At 41.9% G+C, this 25,833-nt stretch carries 28 protein-coding genes and 2 riboswitches; of the genes, 18 read left to right on the plus strand and 10 right to left on the minus strand.

The window, feature by feature from the left end:
• Positions 1–16: 16 nt before the first annotated feature.
• Both BK584_RS21420 and BK584_RS21425 read left to right on the plus strand, forming a co-directional pair.
• Positions 17–349: a M48 family metalloprotease gene (locus tag BK584_RS21420; RefSeq protein WP_078394473.1), complete on the plus strand. Its 333-nt coding sequence runs from the start codon at positions 17–19 to the stop codon at positions 347–349.
• The gene (locus BK584_RS21425) at positions 313–816 is read left to right on the plus strand and encodes an ankyrin repeat domain-containing protein (protein ID WP_078394474.1); all 504 of its coding nucleotides are present in this window, start codon (positions 313–315) and stop codon (positions 814–816) included. The genes BK584_RS21420 and BK584_RS21425 overlap by 37 nt, the downstream gene beginning before the upstream one ends.
• Positions 817–972: 156 nt before the next feature.
• On the opposite strand, the gene BK584_RS21430 is transcribed toward BK584_RS21425, so the two are convergent.
• The gene (locus BK584_RS21430) at positions 973–1,956 is read right to left on the minus strand and encodes an exosporium glycoprotein BclB-related protein (protein WP_078394475.1); all 984 of its coding nucleotides are present in this window, start codon (positions 1,954–1,956) and stop codon (positions 973–975) included.
• Between the two features lie 232 nt (positions 1,957–2,188).
• Positions 2,189–2,554: a hypothetical protein gene (locus tag BK584_RS21435; protein ID WP_078394476.1), complete on the minus strand. Its 366-nt coding sequence runs from the start codon at positions 2,552–2,554 to the stop codon at positions 2,189–2,191.
• 283 nt (positions 2,555–2,837) lie between these two features.
• Here BK584_RS21435 and BK584_RS21440 point away from each other — a divergent pair, with 283 nt between their 5' ends.
• Positions 2,838–3,086, plus strand: coding sequence for a YciI family protein (locus tag BK584_RS21440; protein ID WP_367579302.1), 249 nt, complete (start codon positions 2,838–2,840; stop codon positions 3,084–3,086).
• A 116-nt stretch (positions 3,087–3,202) separates the two neighbouring features.
• On the opposite strand, the gene BK584_RS21445 is transcribed toward BK584_RS21440, so the two are convergent.
• Positions 3,203–3,517: a DUF1904 family protein gene (locus BK584_RS21445; RefSeq protein WP_078394478.1), complete on the minus strand. Its 315-nt coding sequence runs from the start codon at positions 3,515–3,517 to the stop codon at positions 3,203–3,205.
• A gap of 215 nt (positions 3,518–3,732) precedes the next feature.
• Here BK584_RS21445 and BK584_RS21450 point away from each other — a divergent pair, with 215 nt between their 5' ends.
• The 3 genes from BK584_RS21450 (at position 3,733) to BK584_RS21460 (ending at position 6,160) form a co-directional block, all read left to right on the plus strand.
• On the plus strand, positions 3,733–4,611 hold the full coding sequence (locus BK584_RS21450; RefSeq protein WP_245808936.1) for an STAS domain-containing protein: 879 nt from the start codon (positions 3,733–3,735) through the stop codon (positions 4,609–4,611).
• 358 nt (positions 4,612–4,969) lie between these two features.
• On the plus strand, positions 4,970–5,371 hold the full coding sequence (locus tag BK584_RS21455) for a GNAT family N-acetyltransferase (RefSeq protein ID WP_169871451.1): 402 nt from the start codon (positions 4,970–4,972) through the stop codon (positions 5,369–5,371).
• Positions 5,372–5,542: 171 nt separating this feature from the next.
• Positions 5,543–6,160: a GNAT family N-acetyltransferase gene (locus BK584_RS21460; protein WP_078394480.1), complete on the plus strand. Its 618-nt coding sequence runs from the start codon at positions 5,543–5,545 to the stop codon at positions 6,158–6,160.
• A gap of 48 nt (positions 6,161–6,208) precedes the next feature.
• Here BK584_RS21460 and BK584_RS21465 read toward each other — a convergent pair whose 3' ends face one another.
• Complete coding sequence (locus tag BK584_RS21465; RefSeq protein ID WP_078394481.1) at positions 6,209–7,324, minus strand: NADH:flavin oxidoreductase; 1,116 nt, start codon at positions 7,322–7,324, stop codon at positions 6,209–6,211.
• Positions 7,325–7,554: 230 nt separating this feature from the next.
• Between BK584_RS21465 and BK584_RS21470 the strand changes: the two genes are divergently transcribed.
• Both BK584_RS21470 and BK584_RS21475 read left to right on the plus strand, forming a co-directional pair.
• Positions 7,555–8,007: a GNAT family N-acetyltransferase gene (locus tag BK584_RS21470; RefSeq protein ID WP_078394482.1), complete on the plus strand. Its 453-nt coding sequence runs from the start codon at positions 7,555–7,557 to the stop codon at positions 8,005–8,007.
• A 74-nt stretch (positions 8,008–8,081) separates the two neighbouring features.
• Positions 8,082–8,615, plus strand: coding sequence for a ClbS/DfsB family four-helix bundle protein (locus BK584_RS21475; protein ID WP_078394483.1), 534 nt, complete (start codon positions 8,082–8,084; stop codon positions 8,613–8,615).
• A 150-nt stretch (positions 8,616–8,765) separates the two neighbouring features.
• Here the strand turns inward: BK584_RS21475 and BK584_RS21480 are convergent, their stop codons facing one another.
• Entirely contained in the window at positions 8,766–9,272 is a 507-nt protein-coding gene (locus BK584_RS21480) for a GNAT family N-acetyltransferase (protein WP_078394484.1), read from the minus strand.
• A 124-nt stretch (positions 9,273–9,396) separates the two neighbouring features.
• Between BK584_RS21480 and BK584_RS21485 the strand changes: the two genes are divergently transcribed.
• Positions 9,397–10,752: a serine hydrolase domain-containing protein gene (locus BK584_RS21485; RefSeq protein ID WP_078394485.1), complete on the plus strand. Its 1,356-nt coding sequence runs from the start codon at positions 9,397–9,399 to the stop codon at positions 10,750–10,752.
• A gap of 690 nt (positions 10,753–11,442) precedes the next feature.
• On the opposite strand, the gene BK584_RS21495 is transcribed toward BK584_RS21485, so the two are convergent.
• The 4 genes from BK584_RS21495 to BK584_RS21510 are packed head-to-tail and all read right to left on the minus strand — an operon-like array spanning position 11,443 to position 14,535.
• Positions 11,443–11,985 (minus strand): cupin domain-containing protein, encoded by a 543-nt coding sequence (locus BK584_RS21495; protein ID WP_078394487.1) that lies wholly within the window; start codon positions 11,983–11,985, stop codon positions 11,443–11,445.
• Between the two features lie 14 nt (positions 11,986–11,999).
• Positions 12,000–12,626, minus strand: coding sequence for a methylthioribulose 1-phosphate dehydratase (locus BK584_RS21500; protein WP_078394488.1), 627 nt, complete (start codon positions 12,624–12,626; stop codon positions 12,000–12,002).
• Positions 12,623–13,306, minus strand: a complete 684-nt coding sequence (locus tag BK584_RS21505) for a 2-hydroxy-3-keto-5-methylthiopentenyl-1-phosphate phosphatase (protein ID WP_078394489.1) — start codon at positions 13,304–13,306, stop codon at positions 12,623–12,625. Before BK584_RS21505 ends, BK584_RS21500 begins: the two co-directional genes overlap by 4 nt.
• Positions 13,303–14,535, minus strand: coding sequence for a 2,3-diketo-5-methylthiopentyl-1-phosphate enolase (locus BK584_RS21510; RefSeq protein ID WP_078394490.1), 1,233 nt, complete (start codon positions 14,533–14,535; stop codon positions 13,303–13,305). Before BK584_RS21510 ends, BK584_RS21505 begins: the two co-directional genes overlap by 4 nt.
• A gap of 78 nt (positions 14,536–14,613) precedes the next feature.
• A riboswitch (SAM riboswitch) is annotated at positions 14,614–14,727 on the minus strand.
• A 176-nt stretch (positions 14,728–14,903) separates the two neighbouring features.
• Positions 14,904–15,053, plus strand: a riboswitch (SAM riboswitch).
• Between the two features lie 77 nt (positions 15,054–15,130).
• On the opposite strand from BK584_RS21510, the gene BK584_RS21515 reads away from it, so the two are divergent.
• Genes BK584_RS21515 through mtnA form a run of 5 tightly spaced genes read left to right on the plus strand, consistent with a single transcriptional unit; the run spans position 15,131 to position 21,044 of the window.
• Positions 15,131–16,237, plus strand: coding sequence for a sugar ABC transporter substrate-binding protein (locus BK584_RS21515; protein ID WP_078394491.1), 1,107 nt, complete (start codon positions 15,131–15,133; stop codon positions 16,235–16,237).
• An 8-nt stretch (positions 16,238–16,245) separates the two neighbouring features.
• A complete protein-coding gene (locus tag BK584_RS21520; RefSeq protein ID WP_078394492.1) occupies positions 16,246–17,742 on the plus strand; it encodes a sugar ABC transporter ATP-binding protein in 1,497 nt (498 codons plus the stop codon).
• Position 17,743: 1 nt separating this feature from the next.
• Positions 17,744–18,730, plus strand: a complete 987-nt coding sequence (locus BK584_RS21525) for an ABC transporter permease (RefSeq protein ID WP_078394493.1) — start codon at positions 17,744–17,746, stop codon at positions 18,728–18,730.
• A gap of 14 nt (positions 18,731–18,744) precedes the next feature.
• Entirely contained in the window at positions 18,745–19,977 is a 1,233-nt protein-coding gene (mtnK, locus tag BK584_RS21530; protein ID WP_078394494.1) for an S-methyl-5-thioribose kinase, read from the plus strand.
• Complete coding sequence (gene mtnA / locus BK584_RS21535; RefSeq protein ID WP_078394495.1) at positions 19,974–21,044, plus strand: S-methyl-5-thioribose-1-phosphate isomerase; 1,071 nt, start codon at positions 19,974–19,976, stop codon at positions 21,042–21,044. Before mtnK ends, mtnA begins: the two co-directional genes overlap by 4 nt.
• Positions 21,045–21,180: 136 nt before the next feature.
• Here the strand turns inward: mtnA and BK584_RS21540 are convergent, their stop codons facing one another.
• Complete coding sequence (locus BK584_RS21540) at positions 21,181–21,768, minus strand: NAD(P)H-dependent oxidoreductase (protein WP_078394496.1); 588 nt, start codon at positions 21,766–21,768, stop codon at positions 21,181–21,183.
• Positions 21,769–21,886: 118 nt separating this feature from the next.
• Between BK584_RS21540 and BK584_RS21545 the strand changes: the two genes are divergently transcribed.
• The 4 genes from BK584_RS21545 (at position 21,887) to BK584_RS21560 (ending at position 25,826) form a co-directional block, all read left to right on the plus strand.
• Positions 21,887–22,315, plus strand: a complete 429-nt coding sequence (locus tag BK584_RS21545; protein ID WP_078394497.1) for a MarR family winged helix-turn-helix transcriptional regulator — start codon at positions 21,887–21,889, stop codon at positions 22,313–22,315.
• Between the two features lie 96 nt (positions 22,316–22,411).
• Positions 22,412–23,995, plus strand: coding sequence for a sensor histidine kinase (locus tag BK584_RS21550; protein ID WP_078394498.1), 1,584 nt, complete (start codon positions 22,412–22,414; stop codon positions 23,993–23,995).
• Positions 23,996–23,999: 4 nt separating this feature from the next.
• Positions 24,000–24,686 (plus strand): response regulator, encoded by a 687-nt coding sequence (locus BK584_RS21555; RefSeq protein WP_139365730.1) that lies wholly within the window; start codon positions 24,000–24,002, stop codon positions 24,684–24,686.
• Positions 24,687–24,857: 171 nt separating this feature from the next.
• Positions 24,858–25,826: a tripartite tricarboxylate transporter substrate binding protein gene (locus BK584_RS21560; protein WP_078394500.1), complete on the plus strand. Its 969-nt coding sequence runs from the start codon at positions 24,858–24,860 to the stop codon at positions 25,824–25,826.
• Positions 25,827–25,833: the final 7 nt, after the last annotated feature.

Below are 25,833 nucleotides of genomic sequence, written 5' to 3' on the forward strand. Positions count from 1 at the left end.
ATGGAAATAATTAGTAATGTGTATAAGCGTAACAGCTACTTTTTATACAAACAATGTCGTAGCGTCGAAGCGGGCGCTTGCGATTTTTGGTGTGGGCAAAAGATTGTCACTAGAATTAAATGAAGACTTGTACAGACAACAAATTGAAACGGAATCGAATGGTGCGGTTTGGTTAAGTGAAGTATTATCAACGCATCCAACTCTGCCAAAACGGATTCAGTCAATCGTTGTGTTTTCGAATGATAGAGAAGGTCAAATGTATGTCCAACGTGGAGGAGCTATTGCACTTGATGTAAGTTTAATTGGCTATTTGTGGGATCAATTTACGGCGCAGTTGTGTTTGCTTTAGTCGCAGGAAGTGTTGTGATTGGCTCGATGATTGAAACGGTTGATACACTAATGGAAGATGTGTTTTTTGGCTATGAACAAGGGTGGGAAGACGATGGTTCAGACTTGTTTCATGCTGTCATTAATGACGATACCGAAGAAGTTAGACAACTTTTAGCAACAAATGAATTTGATATCAATGAAACGGATTATGTGGGTGATTCATTGCTCTATTACGCAGTATCGAATCTAAATTATGAATTAGTAGAATTGCTTCTAAAAGAAGGAGCAGACCCAAACGAGTATTATTACGATGAGAGTCCACTTGTTCGATCGCTTTACAATGACGGTTACAAAACGGCGCTCCTTTTACTGGAATACGATGCAGATCCAGCATACACAGATAGCTTTGGCGATAGTGCGTATGAAATGATGAGTGTAGATAACGAAGAAGAATTAATTGCTGAACTAGAGTGGCATTTACAGTAAGTCATAGAAAAAGGGTTGTACGGGATAGCTATCGGACAACCCTTTTTTCTTTTGTAAATAATAGATGGAAATAACTACATAAGAAAAGAGAGGGTTGTTCGTTAAGTGAAGCAACGAACAACCCTCTCTTAAATTCTTCTAAATAGAAAAGTAAGTTTACGTGATAGATACTCCTGCGCTTGTATTCCCTGTTAAGACAGTAATAAATGTTAAGTCTGGGGATGCAACTTGTAAGACAAGAAGAAGGAGATCTCCTGCAAGAACAGGTTCAGTTAAACCAGTGACTGTTCCAGTGAACGTATCGCCAATCGTGATCAGTCCTGTTACCGGGGGTGCTAATGTGACGGTTGCAGTTGTTGGTAAGAATGGTGTAGAGCCAAGAATGGCACCTGTTGCTTTATAGACAGTTGCAGAAATGGTACCTGTTCCAAGTGGCAAAACGACGCCAACCGTAGTTGTAAAAGATACGGATAACGAATCAATCGTCCCTGTACGAGGTGCTCTAAAAGAAAATTCTCCTACGTCGGCTACTGTGAATGCACCAAGAGTGACTCCTGTTGAACTGCTTCCAAAACCAACTAAGTTAACCGTTCCAACTAAACCACCAGCAATTGTTGAGATAACAGACGGCACAATCCCTGATGCGTATGGAATAATTGTACTTGATCCTGCTAACCCAGTCGTTCCAGTAGGTCCAGTTACACCAGTAATACCAGTAGGTCCGGTAGCGCCAGTAATCCCAGTAGCGCCGTCAAGGCCAGTAGCCCCAGTAGGTCCAGTTACACCAGTAATACCAGTAGCCCCAGTAGGTCCAGTTACACCAGTAATACCAGTAGGTCCAGTAGCACCAGCAAGGCCAGTAGCCCCGGTAGGTCCAGTAGCGCCAGCAAGGCCAGTAGCCCCAGTAGGTCCAGTAGCACCAGCAAGGCCAGTAGCCCCGGTAGGTCCAGTAGCGCCAGTAAGGCCAGTAGCCCCGGTAGCACCAGTTACACCAGTTACACCAGTTACACCACCACCAGGTCCGGTCGGTCCAGTAGGCCCAGTAGGTCCGGTAATCCCTTGAACTGGGGGTCTAGGGAATCTTTGAATATTTGAGCAGTTGCAGGAAAATTGATTGCAATGGTTACATGACATATTCATTCCACCTCCTTTGTGTAGTGGCCACTATTTACTCAATATATGTGGGGGCTGTTTAGATTGAGATAAATATGTGGATCTTTCATCATATGCACAAAGGAAAAACGGTGATTGGATGTTTGGTGTGCAGTTGCTTGAGTACAAGTAAAATAGACAGATCACGCATTGTGATCTGTCTAATGGTTTAACTCTTTCCGCAATGCGTACATACGTAAAAATGATCCAATTGAACTTCTCATGAACAATCGATGACACGAGGATATGCAGAAGGCTCAGCGTAGTTCTCGTGTAAGCGTTGTTTGCACTCATGCCAGGAAATGCGGTTATCCGATTCTAAACGAATATACTGCAGCTCATCTGCTAAACTCTGTGACCTTTTCATTGCTTCTAAATGAGCATCGTGATTGCGGAATTGTTTCATTGCATCAAGGTTTTCCCAACCAGTCATTGTCCAGAAAGTGAGCAGGCCTTCTTTGCGATAAGAACTGAAACGGACTCTTTTGGTTTTCTTTATTTGCCAGATTGATTTTAATGTGTGTATTGTAAAGGAAGGCAAGGACGCAATTCCTTTTAAATGCAAGCGTGTGACGACGATAACCATTTATGTTCCTCCTATTCTTGTAATCAAGTAAAATAAGCTAATGATAGCATGAATAAAGGGGGCCAGCCTATAGAGGCATTTCATCCATAAACGTGCTCTCTCTTTTTTATTCGTCTTTTACGTGATAAATCCTTTAATTGGAAAAGAGGACTTTCTCACAAATCGATCAGTTATTGATAGAGTTGATAACCTTGTATTCAGTCCTGATATAATGAAAAGAAGGAAAAAAGTTCATATATGAAAGGGGAGAAGCACGATCGCATATTTTGCCGTTTTTTTACCAATGAAAGACGAAGAAAAGAGCAAGGCATATAGAGAACAACATTTGCAGTTTTTAGCAGCATTACGGAAATCAGGCGATATTGCCATGAACGGTCGCTTTCTCGATGGTACAGGCGGGTTAGTCATTTATAAAGCAGATTTGTATGAGGATGTATTGGAGTTGGTGAAAAAAGATCCATACGTGCAAACAGGTGCGAGAAATTATGAGATCCACGAATGGGAGCTTGTTGTAGGGGAAGGGATCAAGTGAGACCATAATAGACAAACGACCTTCGAGCAATTGATCTCGGAGGTCGTGTAGTGGTAATGATGGTGTTGCTATTCAAGTGGAATACCTGTATTTGTACGCTCAAAGGCTAGCTGTGCTTATTCGAGCGCTTTTCCTTGTTTATAATACAAGGAAGGCGAAAGGATGACAAAAAAGATATGTATATTGGCGTAACCCCATTCTTCAAGCAAGTGGTTAAGGTCACGGGCAATCGCATCGTGAGTGGATTGATCTCTTTGGAACATCAGGATTTCGACAGTTAAAGGGCAATTGGCGATTCCTTCGCTCAGAATCCGTTCGATTTTTACTTTCTTTTTTGGAATGTTGACGACTGATGAGAATGTGTCAATCAGTGCTGGTGTTAATTGATGCAGTTCTTGTTTTGGAAAACCAGTAAAGCGTAAATACGGCACGTTATCCCTTCGTTCTGTTGAATTCGTTTACACCTTCATTTTAATAGGGGGACAAAAGAATTGCAATTGAAGAGCAATAAAGGGATGAAATAAACAGAGAAACCGATCTTTTATCTATAAATATAGGTAAAGTCGAAAAATAAGTAATCCATTTTTTGATAGAAAGAGTATACTAAATGAAACACTTCTAAGAGATAACGAAACGACTCAAAGAAATGGATTTTTTCCATTTGCTACATATTGCAGCAAACATTAATGGTGAAGGGAATTGGCACATGACATTTTATGAGTATGTAAAAACGAAAACAATGGATTTAGTAGAACGGTGGTATGAAACGCTTGATAAAACAAAAGGGGATATATACAGCACAAAAGATCCGGAGCGTATCGCGCGCTTAAAAGAACAGAATCATGGTTTCCACTTAAACTTTTGTGAAATCTTTCAGGATGAACAGATGATTGATAGTGAGCAATTTAATAAATGGATTAACGACGTATCCCATGATTCGGCGCATCAAAGTGAAGATATTGATGTGATTATGGAACAATTTTTTGTGATTGAAGGGTTTTATCTTGAATTGGTTTTATCTTATAGCAAAACAAAAGAGCTTTCTCCAGAAGAAGTAAGTCGCTTAAATGTTCTTGTGGTGAAAGGGTTTAATGAAATTGTATTGAAGTTTACTTCAAGTCATTTGGAACAAAGCAAACATACGCTAGAATCACATCAGAAATTAGTAGCTGAACTAAGTTCACCGGTCATCGATTTAAGTAACCGCGTAAGCTTACTTCCTATAGTTGGCGACATTGATACCTATCGAGCGAGAGTCATTTTTGATGAGACGCTTAATAAGTGCAGCGCGTCTGGTGTGCAAGAGTTAATCATTGATCTATCTGGTGTTGTCATTATAGATACGATGGTTGCTAACCAAATCTTTCAAGTGATGGAAGGACTAAAATTAATTGGTACGAAAACCCATTTAGTTGGTATACGGCCAGAGGTAGCCCAAACAGCTGTTCAATTAGGAATTGATTTTAGTGCTGTGTCTATTTACCCTTCATTGCAAGTTGCGATTCAAAAAATTGGCTTACAGTAAGAAGGATCATTCACTATATATCAAGTAAATTGTACAAATAGAGTTCGAATAAATGAAAAAACGCAAGTCTTTTAAATAAAAGACCTGCGTTTTTTTGCTTAATAGGTCCGTATAACCTCCTTAATTACAAAGGTCTCGTCGATGTCACGTTTAAAGACGAACCTAATTTAACCTATAGGTACGTGTACGCAGAACGACACGAACGCATCGTATTAAGTCAAATTTATGAGGGTGATCCTCCATTTGAATTCTCAGATCAAATAGAAGAAGGGAATCACGGAAGAATCAATGGTTCATGATCATGCCTTTAAATGGCTGATGCCTACTGAAACATCATATGAATAATGGGGTGAATTCATTGTTTAAGACAGCACGATGCTTGATTAAAAGTCTTTCTAAAAACGATCATACAGATGTAGAGGCATTGTTTATGAATGAGCAAGTAAGGCAATTTCTTGGGGGACCGCGCCGAGTTGATTTATCCAAAGAATTAAATGACAGAATTCATTCACACCCGTACACAAATTATTGGGTCATCCGAGAAAAGAAAACAAATGAATGTATTGGTTTGGTTACTCTTGACCCTTATCAAAATGGTATTGACCTTGAACTAACGTCTCAATTAATGCCGAAGTGGTGGGGGGAAGGGTACGCAACAGAAGTTCTCCACGTCATTACTCATTGTGCTTTCAATCATTTGGATTTGCCTAAAGTCATTGCAGAAACACAAACGGCAAATAAGGTTTCATGTGTCTTTTAGAAAAAGTGGGGATGACATTCGAGCAAACGATTAGTCGATTTGGAGCGGAACAAGCGATTTATTCGATCCGTTCTTCTTGATGGTGAGTAAGCTAGATGTTGTATACGCTTTTGTCACATTCTATAATGAGTGTAAATTTACATCGAAGAGAAACCACATTGGAGGAAACCTTTGATTATCTACCGAGAAGCAAACGCAGAGGAATTACATACAATTGCCGAATTACTCGCCAAATCATTTAGAGACTATCCTTTTTTTGATTTATTTATGAGTAGTCAGAAGAAAGAACAGCTGTTTACAGACATTCATGCGTTAAATACAAAATCTTATTTTAAAAAACATGTGGTTCTTGTTGCGATCCGTGAAGAAACGATTGTCGCAGCTGCCTTGCTTAAACATCGCGATAGACGAGACGTTGGGCTATTTGGTTATGTCGCTGCGGGTGGCTTATCGGTTGCTCTTAAAGGTGGACCTGCATTTTTGCGTGATTTTCTTTCTGTAGCAAACGAAGCAAAGGCTGCAGTTGAGCGTTTAGAAAAACCAGTTTGGTACTTAGAATCCCTCGTCGTTGACCCGTCGCAGCAGGGCCAGAGGTTAGGTAGTAAGCTTTTAAATGATGGGATTATCCCGTATATCGCTAAAAACGATGGCGGTCCGTTGACACTTATTACGAATATAGAAATCAATCGTACTTTCTACAAAAAGAATGGTTTTGAAGAAATAAATGCTAAAACGATTAAACGAAACGGGCACTCTGTGAACAACTGGAGTTTTAAAAAAGAAATTTAACCAAAAAAGCAGCCAAGGACCGAAGGGGTTTGGCTGCTTTTCGTTTATTTAAATTAACTGCTTTTCTGCTTCTTTCGTATATAAAATCGCTTCGTCAAGCTTTCCATCACGTACTTTTTCAGCCCATGCTGGGTCAGCGAGTAACGCACGACCAACGGCAACATAATCAAATTCACCAGCTTTTATTTTTTCGTCAACAAGGCGAAGGTTTTCTTCGATTGATTGTTCGCCGTTGCTTTTCTTGCTTAGAAAGGCATGGTCAATACCAAGTGAGCCCACGGCAATTGTTGGTTTGCCCGTTAATTTCTTCGTCCAACCTGCCAGATTAAGAGGTTCTTCTCCTTCAAATTCCGCTTCCCAAATACGTCGTGTGGAGCAGTGGAACACATCAACTCCTGCGTCAACAAGTGGCATAAGTAGTTGTTTTAACTCATCTGGTGTATGGGCAAGTTTTGCGCCATACGCTCCGCCTTTCCATTGCGAAAAACGGAAGACAATCGGAAAGTCTGGGCTAGTCGTAGCGCGGCACGCTTTAATCACATCAACGGCGAATTTCGTCCGACCTTGCAAATCGCCACCATATTCATCCGTACGTTTATTTGTATTCTCCCAAAGGAACTGGTCGATTAGGTAGCCATGAGCACCGTGAAGTTCAATTCCATCAAAACCAACCCGCTCTGCATCCGCTGCTGCATCGGCATAGGCTTGAATCATTTCTTTAATTTCTTCTTTTGTTAAGGCTTTGGCTGACTCGCTTCCATCGATACCGAGCCCAGATGGACTAACGGGAGGAGAATCAATATTCGGACCGTCGCCTTGTTTTCTTGCCGCACCAACATGCCATAATTGAGGAATGATTTTCCCGCCAGCCTCATGGACTTCGGCAACAACGTTTGCCCAGCCTGCTAATGCATCTTCACCATGAAAACGTGGAATGTTTGGATGGCTGACTGCCGCCGGATGATTAATGGCTGTTCCTTCCGTTACGATCAGCCCAACACCATGTTCTGCGCGTCTGCGGTAGTAAGCTGCCACATCTTTACCAGGAACACCTGCTGGAGAAAAGACTCTAGTCATTGGAGCCATGACAATGCGGCTTGCTACTGTGCCGTTTCCAAAAGGATGTGACTCGAATAAGCTTTCTGCGATCGTTTGATTGTTCATAAGACTCCTCCTCATTTTCGATACTTCTCAAATAGTTTACAGCGCATGATTGGAAAGATAAACTGATACGGCTTAGGAATGGTGTGAAGGAATTGCTGCGAGAGGTTGGAGCGTTTTAAGAGATTCATTCCTAAATCTTAATTTCATGATCAGAGCGGGTAAGTGAGAGAAGGAATAAATTGACAAGAGTCGAAGTTTTATGGGGTTGGGTTAATAAAGGAGATAGAGTAATGAATGGAAAGAACATTAGTATAAGATTTGTGGAAGTAAAACGATTTACCTATTGTTCTAGCAAAGAAATAGCTGAAACGACAAGTATCCCTCATCCTTATCCAGATGGAGGTGCAGAATTCTGGTTTGAGCAAGTGACAAAAGAGAAAAAGGAAGGAGGTGTCTATACATTTTCCATTTTTGGTATTGTGTCGGTTAAAAAGAAGGGGAACAGAATAAGAGCGATTGATTATTGGCTAAATTGGAATAAAGGTATTGCAACGATAGCAATAAGGAAAGCGATTCATTTTTCGTTTCACAAATTGGGCTTGAAAATCATCAAAAGCGATTGTCTCTCTTCAAACATTGGCTCAAGAAAAGTGTTGGAGAAGAGAATGGGTTTGTCCTTCTTAAAGAGGAAGTTTATTATTGATTTGTTAATGGGTGTGGGCAAAATTAAACTTAGTAGGTAGAAGAAATAAAATTTCTAATCATTTTTAAGAGGCAATGAGTAAGGATAGAGTTAGTAAAAAAGGAAGGGAATTCTATGACGACGAGAAGTGATAAAGAAACACTATTGTTGAATAGCGACATACAATTTAATTCATTGCTTGAAATAATTGAATCTGTAGCTAGCAGAAAAAGAAGCATGTCCATTACAACACAAGAAAGAGATAAAAATTTTCGTGATGTATTAATGCATCTGTATGAATGGCATTCAATGCTTGAACGGTGGTACAGAGAAGGAATGGATGGAGATATGCCTTTTATGCCGGCACCAGGCTATAAATGGAGAACAATCAAACTGCTTAATTTGCAAATTTGGGGAAACTATCAAGACGTAACAGTACATCAAGCGATAAGAAAAGTAAAGTTAAGCCATGAAAGAGTAATGAATGTAATTCGATTACACACCGATGAAGAAATCATGACAAAAAAATACTATAAGTGGACGAAAACAAGTAATTTATACAGTTATTTTGCAGCAAACACTTTCAGCCATTATATTTGGGCTATAAAACAATGTGAGGTGATTGCACGTTCTTTAAAAGAAGAAGAAACGAATAAGCTTGGGAAATAAAAACAAGTCCAACAAGCATCGTCACCCTTCAATCCGTGTATTAGTCGTTTTCTACCTCAAGTCGTGAAACCTTGAGTGCGAAAAAAGCCGTTTCTCTGCGACTAAAACGTTTTAGGTCGCAAGCGGTTGCTTGTGGGTGTCCATCTGTAATCACAACGATGCAAAATAAACATGCACTTCCTTTCCCCATTTTTTAATTGTCTTTTCTTTTTTCCTCCCTATTCGCTCTGCAACTTTGATAGAGGGGAGATTATTTACGTCCGTTAAAGAAATGACCTTCGTTAATTTGATTTGCTCAAATCCATAATTCTTACAAGCTAGCGCCGCTTCAGTTGCGTATCCATTCCCCCAAACACTTCTAACGAAGAGATAGCCAATTTCCATCTCGATATTGCCATCAATCTCTTGGGGGACGATCCCACATTGACCAAGAAAAGCGCCTGTCATCTTATCTTCAACGATCCAAAGCCCAACCCCAAAGCGTGTGTAATTAGCTAACGTCCAGTCAATCCAATCGATGGTTTGCTTTTCGTCTTTTGTAGATGGGTAATAGTGCATGGCCTCCGGGTCAGAAAATATGGTTAATAAATGTCCAACATCGCCTTTAGTCATTTCTCTTAATAGTAATCTCTCTGTACTCATGATAGATAAACTCATTTTCTCACTCCTTATCGTTGTTCTTTCTACCTGTATCCTATCATAAGGAGGGAGTGAAGTTATTTTTATATTTTTGAAAACGAATTACCCTCTTTAAACGTATAAGAGGGAAGGAGGCGTTTAGATGAATAAAAAAAGGTATGAGAAATTTGCAAAATCACTCGTTAGTACGCATCAAACCCCAGGTGCTATCGTTGCTTTAACCAACGGGTATAAACAAGGTTTTGGGTACCGAGATCGAGAAAATCAGCTGCCTGTTATGACTGATACAGTCTTTGGAATTGGTAGTATTACAAAGGTAATGACGTGCATTGCCATCCTTCAACTTCAAGAAGCAGGTAAGCTGTCTGTTGATGATTTGATTCAGGTTCATGTACCAGAGGTAACGTTCACTGGTAGTAAGGAGATCACACTCCATCATTTAATGACACATACGTCAGGTATGCCACCAATGAATACACTGTTTTATGCCAATAAGAAATCAATGGAACAAGATGGTTCGTTTGAGCTGCAAATCAAATTAGGTGTTCCTCTAGATCAAGAGCAAGAAAGTATTGATTCTTACGAAGACTTAATCCATTACTTAAATACAAGTGAGTTCGACATGCTTGATCAAGCGGGACAGTCGTTCAGTTATTCGAATGATGGCTATGCGCTCCTTGGAATGGTCATTGAGCGAGTAAGTGGACAGACGTACGAGCAGTATATGGACACACACATTTTTCAACCGCTTGGCATGAAATCGACCTTCTTTGATCCTGCTAAGCTCGATGAGCGAGCGGCACGTTTATATGGTCTTGATGTAACCGCAAAAACACCAATTGTTGAGTATACACCAGGGTGGTGGGATGCACCGGCAATGTGGGCAGCTGGTTACATAAAATCCACAGCGGCAGATATGCTTCGTTTTGGTGATGTGTTTCTTACTTACGGAGGCGGAATTATTCGTCCAGAGAGTGTACGTGCATTAACTGCTCATCAGATTGAAATTCAACCTGGTATTTATTATGGGTATGGGGTCATTATTCAACCAGACTTTTTTGGGACAACATTGATCGAGCATGGCGGAAGTATAAAAGGGGTTGCGGCTCAATTTTCCGTGCTACCAGAGAAAGGAATCGCCGGGGTCTGTTTAACAAACATGGCAGGCGCTCCATCTGAAGCATTGCTAAAAGGCGCACTGCAAAGCGAATTAAATGTCGACCTTGAGCAGAAAGCGATTCAATATGAAGATTACGAGCTAATGGCATTGGATCGTGAACAGATGGCTGGCGTATATAAATCAAATGAAGGACAAATCGTAACGGTTTATGAAAAAGAAGAGGCAATGTATGTGGAGATGCAAGGTGCGGACATTCCTGCACGACCTGTTGGTAAGCAATCGCTTACGATTCCAATGCACGGAACCGACTATCTCCTGCAATTCAAACGGGATCGTCTTCATTTTGCTTTTAGGCAGTTGGTAAAAGCAGAAGAGTAGGACGGAAGGTAAGTCTGTCTGTTTTAAACATCTGAATGTAACGTTTACCCCCTTATGATTTACGGTTAATGGTAAAGAAGGAAAACATTTTCTGTAGTGACGTAAGGGGGTTCTTTAATGGATGCAACACCCAAATCGACTTCATCCAAAATAGATTTTTGGTGGCGAATCGAAGTGGTTGTATGGATTCTTTTTTTCATAGTAATCATTCTTAGTTTTATACTCTGGCATAACTATGGGTTCATGATAGGGATGGGGAATATTTATGTTTTTGCGCTTCTTGCTTTACAGTACCTTTTCCTATTTGCGCTAATTCCGAAAACAATCAAGTGTCACCACCTAGGACTAAGAAGAAAGTATGTCTATGGAGCGATCGTCTTGCTTCTGGTTTTAGATACAATAAGAGGGGTAATCACTCTTTTATTTTTTATTAAATGAACCTGAGCTATAAGTCATCCGTTAATTAATTTACGAATAGAAGACGGCGATTGAAAAGTGGAAGTCAGAGATTTGATGCGTAAGTCGGAGAAAGGAGCGCCGCAAGTGGAGATAAGTCTCTTTGTGTGGAGATTTGAGTAAGGAGCGCGGAGATTTAATGCGTGAGTCAGGAGAATAGAGCGCCTTGCGTGGGTTTCTCATTCTAACGCTATCAAAAAAGCCTGGCTCCCAATAGAGAGCCAGGTTTCTTGATTAATTTGCTTGTTGGAATTCAGGATCGTCAAATTTGTGTGCAACCCAACCTTCTGGATCAATAAACAGGCGGACGGCAACGACTTGGCGTTCGTCTGATAAGGTGAAGAAATGAGGGATGTTGACTGGAACTGAGATGACATCACCTGGCGTGAGATTTACATCGAAATAGCCAGTGTCTTCGCCTTTTATGACGAATGTTCCGGAACCGGCGGTGATGGCGCGTACTTCGTCTTCTGTATGAGTATGAACTTGTTCAAATTTCTTTAAAAGCGTCTCCAAATCAGGTGTGTTTTCGTTTAGGGCGATAACGTCCCAGTTTTTATAGCCTCGACGTTCAGCTAGTGAGCGAATTTCTTCATCAAATGTAGAAAGCACTTGCGCTTTGCCTTCATCTGTAAGCTGGCAATTGTTTTGTAGGTTTTCTGGGAGTTTTTCTGGGTTCCAGTATTCGTAAAGAACTTCTTGGTTTTCTAGAAACTGTCTTACTTCTTGCTCACCACGAATGACTTCTCCGGTATTGCGAATGTGAATCACTGCCATATGAATCATCCTCCTCAAATTGTCAATTGCTTTAGTTGCAGGTGATAATGAAATAAAAATTCAAATGCTTCCAAATGCTTTTTGGCTTCAAAACCGTTGCGTCCCCAAGCGGTAATACCGTGATTTCGAATTAATACACCGTGAACACCTGGTTGTATTTGTTTTGACACGGCATCCGCAAGGCGCGGTAAGTCGGCATGATTCTGTACGATTGGCACGGTTATCGAGCCATCTTTTTCCCAGATGTTAAAGGCTTTTATTAATTCTTGATTTTTAAAAGTGATCGAGCCTTCATCTCCGTATAATTCTGAAATCACATTGTTGTAAATCGTATGAACGTGAAGGGAGCAACCGGCGTTTGTCTGCTCATATATTCGCTGATGAAGAATCGTTTCTGCAGATGGCTTTAGACTTGTCTCTTCGACGGCTTGACTGTTTTCATTGACGAGTAAAAAGTCATCGGGTGTGCGTTTGCGTTTGTCACGACCACTTGCAGTTACAAGAAAGCGGAGCGGATCGTCACTCACTTTAATTGAAAGGTTGCCACTTGTACCTGGGAACCAGTCACGCTCTGCTAATTCATCTTTAATGTCAGCTAGTTCATTCCATAACAGTTCCTGTTTTTCTTGCAGAAGCGTCAACGTATACTCACCCCCTTATTGGAATCAAGTTGTTCAATGATTTCACGGAAATCATTGAAATAGGAATGGGTTAAACCAAGTTCTCGGCATTTATCTAGTAAAAATTCATCACAAGCAAACACTTCATCTGCGACTTTTGCTGCTTGTAGATCGGTAATTGAATCGCCAATGACGATTTTGTAGTATTCTTCTTCTGGATACTGTCTAAGAATAGACGGCTTACAGCAACCGCATTCGTTGGTACAATGTTGGTCACAGCTGTGTGGCCACGTAATCGTGATTGTACTGCCACTGAAATCACTGCCATTGCAATACACATCGCCCAGAAGGTCAAAAGGCTCGAGGATCGGTTGAACAAAAAAATCAATGCCGCCACTTACAATTTTTAACGGAATCTGCTTTTTGCGAACATAGTCCAAAAAAGAAGAGAAGCCAGCGCGTATTTCAGCTTGTGCTAATACAAAATCGATAATCTCTTGCTTACGCTCAACCGGTATGGTGTTAAAAAGTTGACCAACACCGGAGCGAATCGAGATCCGTTCTGCTAAAATATCGTCTTTAATCGGTTCCCACCCTGGTGGAGCGAACCGTTTCATGATGGCAATAATATTGTCTTTTGTTGTGATCGTGCCATCAAAGTCACAAAAGAGAATCGGCTTTTTCTTCGCAAACGATGTCATGCTGGGTTACCCCATAAATGAATCGCTTCACTTAGCTCTGGCGAGTGGACTGCTGCCTCTGTTAATGATTGGTTTGCGAGCACTCCTGCGACCGCATCTCGAAAAGCTTTTGCTCCAGCACGGGCACCACCTGGATGACCATGAATACCGCCGCCAGCATTAATAACCGAATCTACGCCAAAGTCGTTTATTAATAACGGAGTGAGGCCAGGGTGAATGCCAGCCGATGGGACTGGAAACGCCTTGTTTAATGTGCTTGTCTTTGTTAAAGCGTGAGCAATTTCTGTTGTTTCGGACTTTGCTAATGCCACACTTCCATACGGTGATGGAAATAAGACGAGATCGGCACCTGCTAAGCGTAATAATTTTCCGAGTAGTACTTTGTTTGAGATGCCATAAAAAGGTGACGGTGTTAAGGCACCAGAAACAGCAGGGTGTGCCATAATTGGAACGTGAATATCAGGGTCTTCTGCTAAGGCTTGCAAGACATCAAGCCCATAAGCAAAGACGTTAAACAATAACGCGTTTGCCCCAAGTTGGACAGCTTGTTTTGCTTTTTCTTTTAATTCAAAGGTACGACCGGTTAAGTTGACGGCGTACAGCTTTTGTTCACCTGTTTGTTCATACACCTCTTTTACTATTTCCGCGCCAGCTCGAACCCGGTCTGTAAAAGGCGTTAACGGGTTTTCAAATAAAATCTCATCATCTTTTACAAGATCAACGCCTCCGAGTAGCTGATCTTTTAATTGCTTCTTAAACTCTGACAAGTCTTTGCCAATCATTCCTTTAAAAATGCTCATAACAAGCGGTCGGTCATATACATTTAATTGACTACGGATGCCCTCAATACCAAACTGTGGTCCAGGAAAAGCGGCTTCAAGCTCGGGATCTAATTCAATATCGATGAGCTTAATCTCACCATCTAAAGACAGTTTTCCGAAGATGGTTGTTAAAATAGCAGGGAGGTCGGTAGAGAAATTGGCGGCAGGATAAGCGATCTTAATTAACCCTGTTGTCCGTTCCTCCGCAAAGGCACGATTGGTTTGTTCGGTTGGTTGCTCTTCAAGCACCTCGACGACTTCTCCTTTATGCTTCTCGAGCTGCTGCTTTTCAAGTGACGGTAAATGAGTCCATGAACCAATTGTTAACCCAAGGGCAATTGACTCTGCCTTTTTATGAAGGTCCTTTTTCGGATCAAATACGCGATACGTTGCTGTAACGATACTCATTTTTGAATAGCCTCCTAACATGTGTAACAAAAAAAGCCCTCTTCGTAGCGAAGAGGACAGTGGACTCGTTTTTATGTCCTCTTATCTACCAAGGGTAACCTTGTGAGAATTAGCACCTTGAATGGGCAGTGTAAGCCAAAACAGGTTGCCGGGTTTCATTGGGATCGTCCCTCCACCAGCTCTTCATAAGAGTAAAAATAAATTAAGTTTGGTCAATCTTATAATGGATTATGACAGTGTGCGTCTACTCTGTCAATTAGGAAAAAAGTTTATTAAATCTATTGACAATGAATTTAAACACTCGTATTATTAAAACCAATTACTCTGATTGGGAATAGAGAATTTGAGTACACAACTTTATTATGAAACTCTTATCGAGAGCTGGCTGAGGGAATTGGCCCTGTGAAGCCCGGCAACCGACCTAATCATCATGTGTATCTTTTATGATGAGAACCTTTAAGGTATGAAGGCACGGTGCTACATCCAACAGACTTTTATTTGAGTCTGAAAGATAAGAGGTAGGATCATCGCATTCCGCCTCTTTCTTAAATCGAAAGAGGCTTTTTTATATTTTTAATAGATGGAGAGATGAGACATGAGAAAAGCATTTGGGGTTAAACCAATCGGGGTTTCTGCAGCTTGCATTCTACTTCTTGCTGCTTGTGGGGATGGAGATGCAACGGAGGTTCAAGCAGACATCGATTTAGATGGTGTGCCAGAGAGATTCGCTCAAGGAGAAGGCGCGAAAATTAAAGTCATCCGTAAAATAGGTGGAGACGATCATACAGCTCAATATTTAGCAGGAGTTCAACAAGAAGGGGAGGCTTTAGGATTTGATGTGGACGTCTTTACGGCTAATGGTGATACAGTGAAGTATCATGATGCGATCTCGCAAGCAATTAATGGGGGATACGATGGCTTAATCCTTTCCCATGGCGATGATGCTGCTACGGTAGATGCTGTAAAACGTGCAGTTGATCAAGGGATAGAGGTTGTCACATTTGATTCAAATCCTGATTTAGAGACAATTGAAGGTGTGACATTAACCTCACAAGATGATGAAGAACTCGCTACACTTGCACTAGGTAAGTTAATTGAAGATTTTGACGGGGAGGCGGATATTGTTTATTTGTGGGTGGATGGATTTCCTCCAATGGTCCGAAGAGACGCTGTCTATCAAGAGGTTCTGGCCGATCAACCAGGAATCAATGAACTTGAACGATTTGGTGTAGCGGCAGAAGACACATCCACGCAAACACAAAATGCGGTTGTAGCCTTGCTTAATAAATACCGAGAAGGTGAAATTGATGCAATTTTTGCGACTTGGGATGCATTTGCAATTGGAGCAACACGTGCACTTGAGGAAGCAGGACGAGATGAAATTGACATCTATGGCATTGATGTATCAAATGCCGATCTTCAAATGATGCAACAAGAAAATAGTACATGGAACTATACAGCTGCCGTTGATCCAAAGCTAATTGGGTCTATCAACTTACGGATTCTTGCAAAGAAATTAGCTGGTGAAGAAACACCCCAGTTTTATGATTTAGAAGCCTCCCTCATTTCTCGCGATCAATTACTGCAAGCCGAGAGTGAAGTGAATATGGTCACATTAACAGATGTCCTTCCTAACTGGGGTGAGTCAGATGCCTTTTTAGAAGACTGGATGACTGTGTTAAAAGAACATAACGAACAATAGGTGATTTGATGAAGCTACAGATGAAAGAAATTTCAGTTTCCTACCCTGGTGTAAAAGCGCTTGATCAGGCTGCTTTTGAGGTGAGTGGAGGCTCGGCCCACGCGCTAATTGGTGCAAATGGCGCAGGTAAATCAACGCTAATGAAAGTGTTATCGGGTTCCGAGGCAGGGTACGCGGGAACGGTATTAGTTGATGGGCAAGAGGTTTCAATTCGTTCACCCAGAGATGCGCAAATGCTTGGCATTCAAATCGTTCATCAAGAAGTAGATACGGGGCTCGTGCCGTACGTATCTGTTGCAGAAAATATGCATTTGTATACATTTGGATCGAGTCAGAAGAAAAAGGGTTGGGTGAAATGGAGCTCTTTGTACAAGAGGGCAGCGGACGTTCTCGACACACTCGGAATTGAGATTTCAACGAGAAAGCTAGTTAGTGAGTTAACGCTTGCAGAAAAACAAATGGTCCTTATCGCACGAGCCGTCATGACTGATTGCCGCCTGTTGATTTTAGATGAACCAACCGCTCCGCTTAGTCATGCCGAAACAAAGCAACTGTTTCGGATCGTACGAGATTTACAGAAGAAGAACGTAGCGGTCGTGTTTATTTCTCATCGCTTAGCAGAGTTGTTTGAGATTTGTGATGTGATCACAGTGATGAGGAATGGACATGTGATTTCCACGCGATCAATCGCGGATACGTCAATTGATCAAGTCGTTGAGGATATGTTGGGAGAGCCATTAGACGAGCAATTTACGACTAGAAGCTCAAGTGCTGGTGCTCTCTGTTTGGAAGCTCGTTCCTTATCCGATGGAGGCAAAATAAAGGACGTTTCTTTGACTGTTCGAAAAGGGGAGATTGTTGGTTTAGCAGGTTTGGTTGGGGCGGGAAAGACAGAGCTTTGTAAGCTGCTCTTTGGTGCTTCAGTCCGAACGTCGGGTTCGTTCTTACTGAATGGAGAACCTATCCGTTTGTCTTCTCCTGCTGACGCAGTTCGAAAGGGGATTGCTTTTGTGCCAGAGGAGAGACGAAAAGAGGGGATTCTAATTGATGAGACCGTTTCGGCAAACTTATCTGCTGCGAGTCTTGATCTGTTTAGCAACCGTCTTGGCTTCTGGAATGAAAAGAAGGAAAAAGCGAGTGCACATACGCTTATACAAGCTCTTGGTATTAAGACGCCTGGACCAGAGGCACTGGTAAAAAACTTATCTGGGGGAAATCAACAGAAAGTCGCGATTGGCAAATGGTTAGTAAACGATGCTAACCTTTATCTCTTTGATGAACCAACAAAAGGAGTGGACGTTGGCGCACGAAAGGATATCTTTGAGTTGATTGCAGAGCTTGCTGCGAGAGGAAAAGCAGTGATTTATGCCTCTTGTGAACTAGCAGATATGATTGGCATGACGGATCGGACGTATGTTCTTTACGATGGGAACATTGTTAAAGAATTAACGACCGCACAAACAAATGAAGAGGAACTGCTCTACCTCTCTACTGGAGGCATGTAAGATGGCTACACCTGAAGTGAAACAACCTTCATCTTTTGATTTTTTTCGATTCTTATATAAATATGGAACCCTTATCCTCATTGTTCTTTTACTTATTGGCTTCTCAGTCGCAAACCCTGCTTTTCTTCAAGCTAGCAATATTGTGACAATCTTGCGCTCGATTTCCATTGTGACAATTATTGCGATTGGGATTACCATCTCTCTTTCTGTTGGGGGCTTTGATTTATCCGTTGGTTCGGTCGCGTCTCTATCCAATGCCGTTGTCATCTCGATGTTTGTCTGGTACTCCCAGACACCATTGATTGCGATTGGAGCAGCGATTGCCGCCGCCCTTATTGTTGGCGCTTTTAACGCCTTTATGATCGTTAAAATCCGTATTCCTGATTTACTCCTTACATTAGCCGTTATGTTTATTATTCAAGGGGTCGCCTTGACCTATACAAGGGGCGCCACAATCTCGGAAAATATGATTATGCCAGATGGCAGTTATGCCGAGGGAACGATGAGTCCGATTTTCGCCAAGCTTGGTCAGGTTCCTTACATTATTATCATCATGCTCGTCTGTGTTGTCGCTGTTCATGTGTTTCTAACGTACACGAAACACGGGCGCAGTCTTTATATTATCGGTGGGAACGAAGAGGCTGCTCGATTGTCTGGTATTGCTGTAAACAAGTATAAAGTAATTGCTTACTTACTCTCCGCTTTCTTTGCCGCATTAGGTGGGATTATTCTTGCTTCACGTGTGATGACAGCGGAGATTAACGCAGGAGGTCCATACTTAATGGACGCTGTTGCTGCTGCATTTATCGGCTTTGCCGTTTTTGGAGCGGGGAAACCAAATGCGATTGGAACGTTTGTTGGCGCTATATTAATTGGGATCCTCGCAAACGGTCTAGTCATGATGAGTGTTCCTTATTATGCAATGGATATTGTGAAAGGAACAGTGCTCGCTCTCGCATTAGCGATTACGTACTATAAATACAAATAACTGGAGGAGATCACATGACAACCTTTACTGAAACGTATTTTACGATGACGGAAACGGATGCCATTACGTATGCAAAATCAACTCTATCATTCTTTGCGGATGATGCCGAGCTGTCTTGTAACGAAATTGGCGATGGCAATTTAAACTACGTTTTCCGATTAGTTGATAAGGGCAGTGGTCAATCACTTATTATTAAACAAGCTGGACCTGTTGCACGGATCTCCGACGAATTTAAAGTGTCACCCGATCGTAATCGAATCGAACACGACATTTTAAAAATACAGGGGGCGCTTGTCCCGGACTATGTTCCTAAAGTGTATCACTATGATCCAATCATGAATTGCACAGTGATGGAGGATTTGTCTGAGTACACGATTTTGCGGAAAGCCTTTTTGTCTCATCAAACATTCCCTCATCTAGCAGACCACCTTTCTACCTTTTTAGTGAATACATTGCTTTCAACATCGGATCTTGTTCTTGGCCATAAGGAGAAAAAAGAACAAGTAAAAGCGTTCATTAATCCAGAGCTCTGCGAAATAACGGAAGATCTTGTTTATACAGAACCTTTTTACAACTGTGCTCGAAATGATGTTTTTGAGGGTACTTTACCGTTTGTACAAAAAGAGATTTGGGGAGATGGATCGTTGGCGCTCGAGACAGCGAAGTTAAAGTTTCAATTTTTAACAAAAGCGCAATCGTTGCTTCATGGTGATTTCCACACAGGCTCGATCTTCGTTACGAAAGACCGAACAAAAGTAATAGATCCAGAATTTGCTTTTTATGGACCGGCTGGTTATGACATCGGCAATATTATCGCCAACCTCTTATTTGCTTATGTGAATGGAGATCAAACAATTGAAGACCCGCCAGCCCGTGAACAATTTACAACATATATTCTGACCACAATTAGAGACATCATTGAATTGTTTAAAGAGAAATTTATTGAAGCTTTCTATGATCAAGTGACTGAACATGTTGCACAATACCCTGGCTTCTTAGAGTATTATCTTGCAGAGTTAATTGCGGACACGGCCGCGGTGGCAGGGCTGGAATTATCTCGGCGTGTCATTGGCTTGGCGCCTGTGGCTGATTTAACTGAAATCGCTGATCCAACGAAGAGAGCTACTGCTGAAATCACGTGCTTAAGAGCAGCGAAAGTCTTTATAGTAAACCGTAATGACTTCTTTCACGGAGATGATTTTACTCGTGTTATTCGCGAGAATACGTGCAGGGAGGCAGTGCAATGAATCAAATTGTTGATGTGATTCAATCGGTTAAACTTAGTGAGGATGGCGCGAGTTTAATAATCTTGGATCAAACGTTACTTCCAGGTAAAAAAGGATATGAACAACTAGAAACACCAATTGAGGTTTTTGAGGCGATTGTTCAGTTGAAAGTGAGAGGAGCACCAGCAATCGGCATTGCCGCGGCTTATGGGCTTTATCTTGGTGTGAAAAAAAGCGATGCTGTAAATAAAGATCAACTGCGGTCCTCGTTTTTAGAGGTTAAAGCGTTGTTGGCCTCCTCCCGTCCTACTGCTGTCAATTTATTTTGGGCATTAGATCGAATGGAAGATCGATTGAAGAAAGAAGAGACACGGGGTTCGTCGATGACAGATATCGTTTACGCGCTAAAAGAAGAAGCGGAATCGATACGGCTTGAGGACGAACAAATTTGTGAAGCGATTGGCGAGCACGCACTAACCTTACTAAAGCCAGGAAGTGGCATTTTAACCCATTGTAATGCGGGCACAATTGCCACAGCCAAATACGGAACTGCCCTTGCTCCGATTTATCTTGGCCAGCAAAAAGGCTATCAATTTAAAGTGTATGCGGATGAAACAAGGCCCTTATTACAAGGAGCACGTTTAACTGCGTGGGAGCTCTCTGAAGCCAATATTGATGTGACGTTAATCTGTGATAATATGGCTTCTCTTGTTATGGGTGAAGGCAAAGTCCAAGCCGTCCTTGTGGGTTGTGACCGTGTTGCAGCGAACGGTGATACAGCGAATAAAATTGGCACATCAGGTGTAGCGATTTTAGCAAAGCATTATGGCATTCCGTTTTATGTTTGTGCCCCAACGTCGACGATTGACTTTAACAGTAAGCACGGCCGCGATATTGAGATTGAGGAACGCGCAGCGGAGGAAATCACAACAAAATGGTATACAGAACCGATGGCCCCTGAAGGCGTAAAAACGTATAACCCTGCCTTTGATGTCACGGATCACTCGCTCATCACTGCGATCGTGACAGAGGAAGGCATCTTTAAACCAACTGAATTAGATCGATTAGACAAAACACGAAGAGGGTAAGCTGGCCACTTCTTTGAAAGGGTAGCTGTCCTCTCTTTTCAGTCTAATCCGATTGTCGATGTTGTCGATAACTTTAAAACATTTTTCAATTGAAAGATGTTTTTCCTCTTTTCTATACCGCAAATAGATGTCATTATTAGCTTGCGATTTTTTGAAAATAACGCTGGATTTTTGCTAGTTTCTTTGCTTGTTTTCCCTTTCGGCTCTCCATATAACCAAATTCAAAAAACGTTACTTTTTTCATGCCTACAAACTGGAATACTGCTTTCTTCATTAATGCTTTATGAGCGTTGTTTAGCAAAAATAAGGGGTAGTGTGTTGGTCCTTTCATCGTTGATATACATACTACCGACTTGCCTTGTAACAACCCTTCCGTTTGAAACCCTTTTTTATCTTTATAGGCAAAATTCGCAGCAAAGACTCGATCAACGTATCCCATAAGTATTGCTGGGGGACGTCCCCACCAAATCGGGTATACAAAAACAAGTTTGTCTGCCCAAGTGATTTGGTCTCGGTAGATTTCAAGTTCGGGGTCACGATACATGTCCCGTCTTCGTTTGTCCTTGTTAAACAAAAGCACGGGGTTAAAGTTTTCTTCGTAAAGATCGAGTACTTGTATGTTTTTAATGTTGGAGTTTTCCTTGCTGCCTTTAAGTACGCTTTGCAAGAAAGCATCCGTTAAGCTAGTGTGATTTGGATGAATGTAAAGAATAAGTAGATTCATAAGCCACCTCATTTACTTATCAATTGATAACAATATAGCAAGAGATGCATTTAGTTGTCAATTGATAATTGTTTAATGATAACTTTTTTGTTATCTTTTCTATTAAGAGGTGAAAAAGATGAACAAAGAAACGCTTTTTAAAAAGTGGGTGGCCTTTACAGCGTCCGTTCATCAGGTGACACATGAACTAAGGCAACATGCCAAATCGGACTCCATTACATCTGTTCAATACCATATTCTTGAATATCTAATGGTGAGCCAGCCTGTAACACCTAGTGAGATTAGCGATTGCCAACATATACCGATGCCAAACACGAGCCGGGAATTAAAAAAGTTAACCGAGAAAAACCTAATTGAACGCGTTAACGATCCAGAAGACCGTCGAAAACAATACATTCGCCTTTCAAAAGAAGGAGAATCAATGATGAATAAAACGTTTGCCACAATTGAGTCTCGTTTTGAAAAGCGACTGCAACACGCATCAAAAGAAGAAATAGAGGAAATAGAACAAGCTTTGGAGCTGTTGCAAAAGAAGCTGTTTTACTAACAGAAAGAAAAGGTGAGGGGCGCTGTCCGATTTGGCAGGGACGCCCTTTTCGTGATTCCATGTTAAACTAGGAACCTATTTAGAGGGAGCGATGCTATGGAAAGAATAAAGGATTGGCCCTTAAGCAAAAAACGTACAACGATTCGAACCCGCGTACTAATTGTTTTTTCCATTCTTGTGTGTGCCCTTATCTCATTATTCACACTTGTTCATGCTTACTTTGAAAGCGTTAACTTAGACGAAGAATACAGACAGTTATCGAGGCAGACGGCAAATGCTCTTTCCTTTATGCCAGCTTTGGCTGGTGCTCTTCATGATGAAGATATAAGCGAAGTACAAGGCATTATTGACCGCATCCGTTTACAGGCGAATAACCCGCTTGTCTTTGTGATGGACAAGGAAGGAAAAGACGTGTTGTCCGGAATTATGGAAGAGAATCAGGAAACCTTGCAGCCTACGCTTGTGTTTGGCTCCTATGTAACCGAACGAACGGAATTACGTGGGGAAGAAGTGATTCAAACGACAGCACCGATTTATGATCAAGTCGACGAGGCAGAACAGTTAATCGGCGCTGTAAGTGTAAACTATTCGATGGATACAATTCGAGAAGAGTTGGTTGGGCGACTATGGCGTAATGCGAGTGCAGGGCTTGCTGGTCTAGGGTTGAGTTTGCTTTGTGCGTGGTTGATTTCATCAAGTGTGCAACGGGATACATTTGGGCATGAACCCGCTTTAGTGGCAGCGTTATATAAAGAACGGGAAACGTTGCTTAAAGCGGTGAATGAAGGCATTTGCGCAGTGAACAAACAAGGAGGCATTACGTTGCTGAACCCTGCTGCTGAAGCAATTTTGCCAAAGAAACAAGCGAGCGAAACCGTGCTGAAGGTGCTTGGCTTGGATCAAGCGCTTCTAAAAGGCGAGTCGTTCTATGATGAGATGCGATCGATTGAGGGGAAAACGTTGATGGTGAATTGCCGCCCTATCTATAAAAATGGGGAACGGACTGGAGCGATTAGCAGTTTTAGGGACTTTACAGAAATGAAACAAGTGAAAGAAACGATGGCACAGCTACAAGTACAATCTGATGGACTTCGTGCTCAAACGCATGAGTTTCGAAATAAACTGTATGTGCTTATGGGGTTGTTACAGCTTGGAAAGCAAGAGGAGGCACTAGACTTTATCGTCAAAGAAACAAATGTTCAGCGCTCCCAGACGACGCCTCTTTTTCAAAAAGTAACAGATATCGGCGTCCAAGCACTTTTACTCGCAAAAATGGCGAAAGCATCTGAAAAACATGTCCACTTGTCGATCGAGGATTCAAGTGAATTACAGCCAATTAAACGGGTTCCGATGTCTGATTTGTCGGTCATAATTGGCAATGTTTTAGACAACGCAATTGAAGCAGTTGCATACACAAAGAAAAAAGAAGTGCGCTTTTTCGCGAGTGATGCAGGAGACGAGTGGGTGATTGATGTGTATGACAGTGGTGAGGGGTTTAGTCACGAAGGAAGACATTTATTTGAAGAAGGTGTCTCTACGAAAGGAGAGGGCCGTGGATTTGGTCTCTCAAACGTGAGCGAAACGCTATTGAAGTGGGACGGGCTGATGGAAATCGCTTCTTTGCCGGAAAAAGGAGGGACGGTTGTATCCATTTATATACCGAAAGAAAGAAGGGGCTGAAAGGATGAATGTGTTGATTGCGGAAGACGATTACAGGGTGGCGATGATTCATTCAGAATACATAAATTCGAGTGACGGCTGTCGTCAGGTTGGGCATGTGTTAAACGGACAGGACTTATTCAAACGACTTGAAGAAAACCCAACCGCGGATCTTCTGCTTCTCGATTTATACTTTCCTGATATCGAGAGGCAGGAACTTTTGCAGAAGGTGCGGACAAACTATCCTACTTTAGACATCATCATTGTGTCTGCGTCTGATGATATCGAAATCCTCCAGCAAGCGAAACGATTTGGTGTGTTTGCCTTTTTACAGAAACCGGTAGACGCATCATTGTTTAAACAAACGCTTGAAGATTACGCAAACGAACAAACCTTTTTCAAGCGGTCAAACGCAACCTTTTCAAAAGAAGATGCAGAACGGGTCCTTGGCGGAAAGCCTAAAACAACTTCACGATCACCGTCGGCAACGATTCTGCCTACGGGAATTGATGCGATTACACTTGAGCGGGTGTATAAGGCGCTTAAACAAGCACAAGAGGGCTTAACGATTGAAGGCACGTGTGAGGAGATTGGCATTTCAAGGACAACCGCAAGGCGTTATCTTGAGCATCTTGTACGAGAAGCAGACATTTATACTCAATTAAGCTACGGTGAAATTGGCAGACCTGAACGTCGCTATCGATTGAAATAAAGGAAGAGGCCGATTTGGGTTTCTTTTTTTTGTGTGGCCATAAAGGCTAAAAAGCATGAAAGGGTTAAAAAGAATATTAGAGATGTTTTATTGTTTCGACAATACTAGGCGTGCTATAGTGCTTGAAACAAGTTTATGAAAGCGTTTGCTTTAATTGGAGGGTGTTTACGAATGAAAAAAAGCATGTTCATTCTTAGCTTGGCGTTTCTTGCTGGATGTAGTGCCAGCGTACAATCAACCGCTTCTTTTCCCGATCGGACAATAGAGATTATCGCCCCAGCTACTCCAGGTGGAGGGTGGGATATGACTGCTCGATCGATTCAGCGTGCCCTCGTCGAAGACGGGAAACTGGATGAAAACGTAACCGTTTTAAACAAGCCTGGCGGTGGCGGAGAAGTAGGTTGGCAATACTTGAACCAGCAAAATAGCCATTTTGCTGCTGTAAATTCAAGTTTGCTTTTAACAAGCAACTTGCTTGGGCAAAGTGATTTATCGTATGAAGACTTCACCCCGCTTGCCATGCTCTCAACCGAGTGGCTCGCTGTCGCTTCCGGCGCAGATTCCCCATTTGAAGATGGTAAAGAAGTGATGATGCAACTTAAGGAAGATCCTAAATCGTTAACGATTGGCGTGAGCCCTTCCCTCGGTTCTGGTAATCACCTCGCTTTTGTGCAAGCAGCGGTTGCGTACGGTGTTGATCCGACAGAACTGCAATTTCTTGTCTATAGTAGCGGCGGGGACATTATGAATGCGCTCCTAGGCGGTCATATTGATATAGCTACAAATTCAGTGTCTGGTTTTGCTGAGCAATACGAAATCGGAGAAGTTACGATTTTGGCGATTACTTCGGAAGAACGGCTCGAGGCGTTTCCTGAAGTGCCTACTTGGACTGAGCTTGGTGCAGAAATGGTTTTTCCTCATTGGCGCGGCATTATGGGACCAGAGGGGATGACCCAAGAAGAGATTGACGTGTGGAACGAGTGGCTGTCTTCGATGGTGGAAACAGACGAATGGAACACGATTTTGAAAAATAATGATTTGGATGCTTTTTATATGGACAGTAGCGAAACAACTGCATTTATGGAAGAACAAGCTACGTTTTTTGAAGAGATTATTGTTGATTCAGGCCTTGCGCCTTAATGGAGGA

The sequence above is a fragment of the Shouchella patagoniensis genome, assembly GCF_002019705.1.
Taxonomy (GTDB): domain Bacteria; phylum Bacillota; class Bacilli; order Bacillales; family Bacillaceae_D; genus Shouchella; species Shouchella patagoniensis.

Bases quoted from the DNA above. Each gene is read 5' to 3' on its own strand.
- BK584_RS21450 (WP_245808936.1), top strand. From the start codon at position 3,733: ATGGATTTTTTCCATTTGCTACATATTGCAGCAAACATTAATGGTGAA.
- BK584_RS21495 (WP_078394487.1), bottom strand. From the start codon at position 11,985: ATGGCAGTGATTCACATTCGCAATACCGGAGAAGTCATTCGTGGTGAG.
- mtnK (WP_078394494.1), top strand. From the start codon at position 18,745: ATGACAACCTTTACTGAAACGTATTTTACGATGACGGAAACGGATGCC.
- BK584_RS21505 (WP_078394489.1), bottom strand. From the start codon at position 13,306: ATGACATCGTTTGCGAAGAAAAAGCCGATTCTCTTTTGTGACTTTGAT.
- BK584_RS21480 (WP_078394484.1), bottom strand. From the start codon at position 9,272: ATGAGTTTATCTATCATGAGTACAGAGAGATTACTATTAAGAGAAATG.
- BK584_RS21485 (WP_078394485.1), top strand. From the start codon at position 9,397: ATGAATAAAAAAAGGTATGAGAAATTTGCAAAATCACTCGTTAGTACG.
- BK584_RS21520 (WP_078394492.1), top strand. From the start codon at position 16,246: ATGAAGCTACAGATGAAAGAAATTTCAGTTTCCTACCCTGGTGTAAAA.
- BK584_RS21420 (WP_078394473.1), top strand. From the start codon at position 17: ATGTGTATAAGCGTAACAGCTACTTTTTATACAAACAATGTCGTAGCG.
- BK584_RS21470 (WP_078394482.1), top strand. From the start codon at position 7,555: ATGAATGGAAAGAACATTAGTATAAGATTTGTGGAAGTAAAACGATTT.
- BK584_RS21475 (WP_078394483.1), top strand. From the start codon at position 8,082: ATGACGACGAGAAGTGATAAAGAAACACTATTGTTGAATAGCGACATA.
- BK584_RS21555 (WP_139365730.1), top strand. From the start codon at position 24,000: ATGAATGTGTTGATTGCGGAAGACGATTACAGGGTGGCGATGATTCAT.
- mtnA (WP_078394495.1), top strand. From the start codon at position 19,974: ATGAATCAAATTGTTGATGTGATTCAATCGGTTAAACTTAGTGAGGAT.
- BK584_RS21510 (WP_078394490.1), bottom strand. From the start codon at position 14,535: ATGAGTATCGTTACAGCAACGTATCGCGTATTTGATCCGAAAAAGGAC.
- BK584_RS21550 (WP_078394498.1), top strand. From the start codon at position 22,412: ATGGAAAGAATAAAGGATTGGCCCTTAAGCAAAAAACGTACAACGATT.
- BK584_RS21540 (WP_078394496.1), bottom strand. From the start codon at position 21,768: ATGAATCTACTTATTCTTTACATTCATCCAAATCACACTAGCTTAACG.
- BK584_RS21545 (WP_078394497.1), top strand. From the start codon at position 21,887: ATGAACAAAGAAACGCTTTTTAAAAAGTGGGTGGCCTTTACAGCGTCC.
- BK584_RS21465 (WP_078394481.1), bottom strand. From the start codon at position 7,324: ATGAACAATCAAACGATCGCAGAAAGCTTATTCGAGTCACATCCTTTT.
- BK584_RS21440 (WP_367579302.1), top strand. From the start codon at position 2,838: ATGAAAGACGAAGAAAAGAGCAAGGCATATAGAGAACAACATTTGCAG.
- BK584_RS21525 (WP_078394493.1), top strand. From the start codon at position 17,744: ATGGCTACACCTGAAGTGAAACAACCTTCATCTTTTGATTTTTTTCGA.
- BK584_RS21515 (WP_078394491.1), top strand. From the start codon at position 15,131: ATGAGAAAAGCATTTGGGGTTAAACCAATCGGGGTTTCTGCAGCTTGC.
- BK584_RS21560 (WP_078394500.1), top strand. From the start codon at position 24,858: ATGAAAAAAAGCATGTTCATTCTTAGCTTGGCGTTTCTTGCTGGATGT.
- BK584_RS21430 (WP_078394475.1), bottom strand. From the start codon at position 1,956: ATGAATATGTCATGTAACCATTGCAATCAATTTTCCTGCAACTGCTCA.
- BK584_RS21435 (WP_078394476.1), bottom strand. From the start codon at position 2,554: ATGGTTATCGTCGTCACACGCTTGCATTTAAAAGGAATTGCGTCCTTG.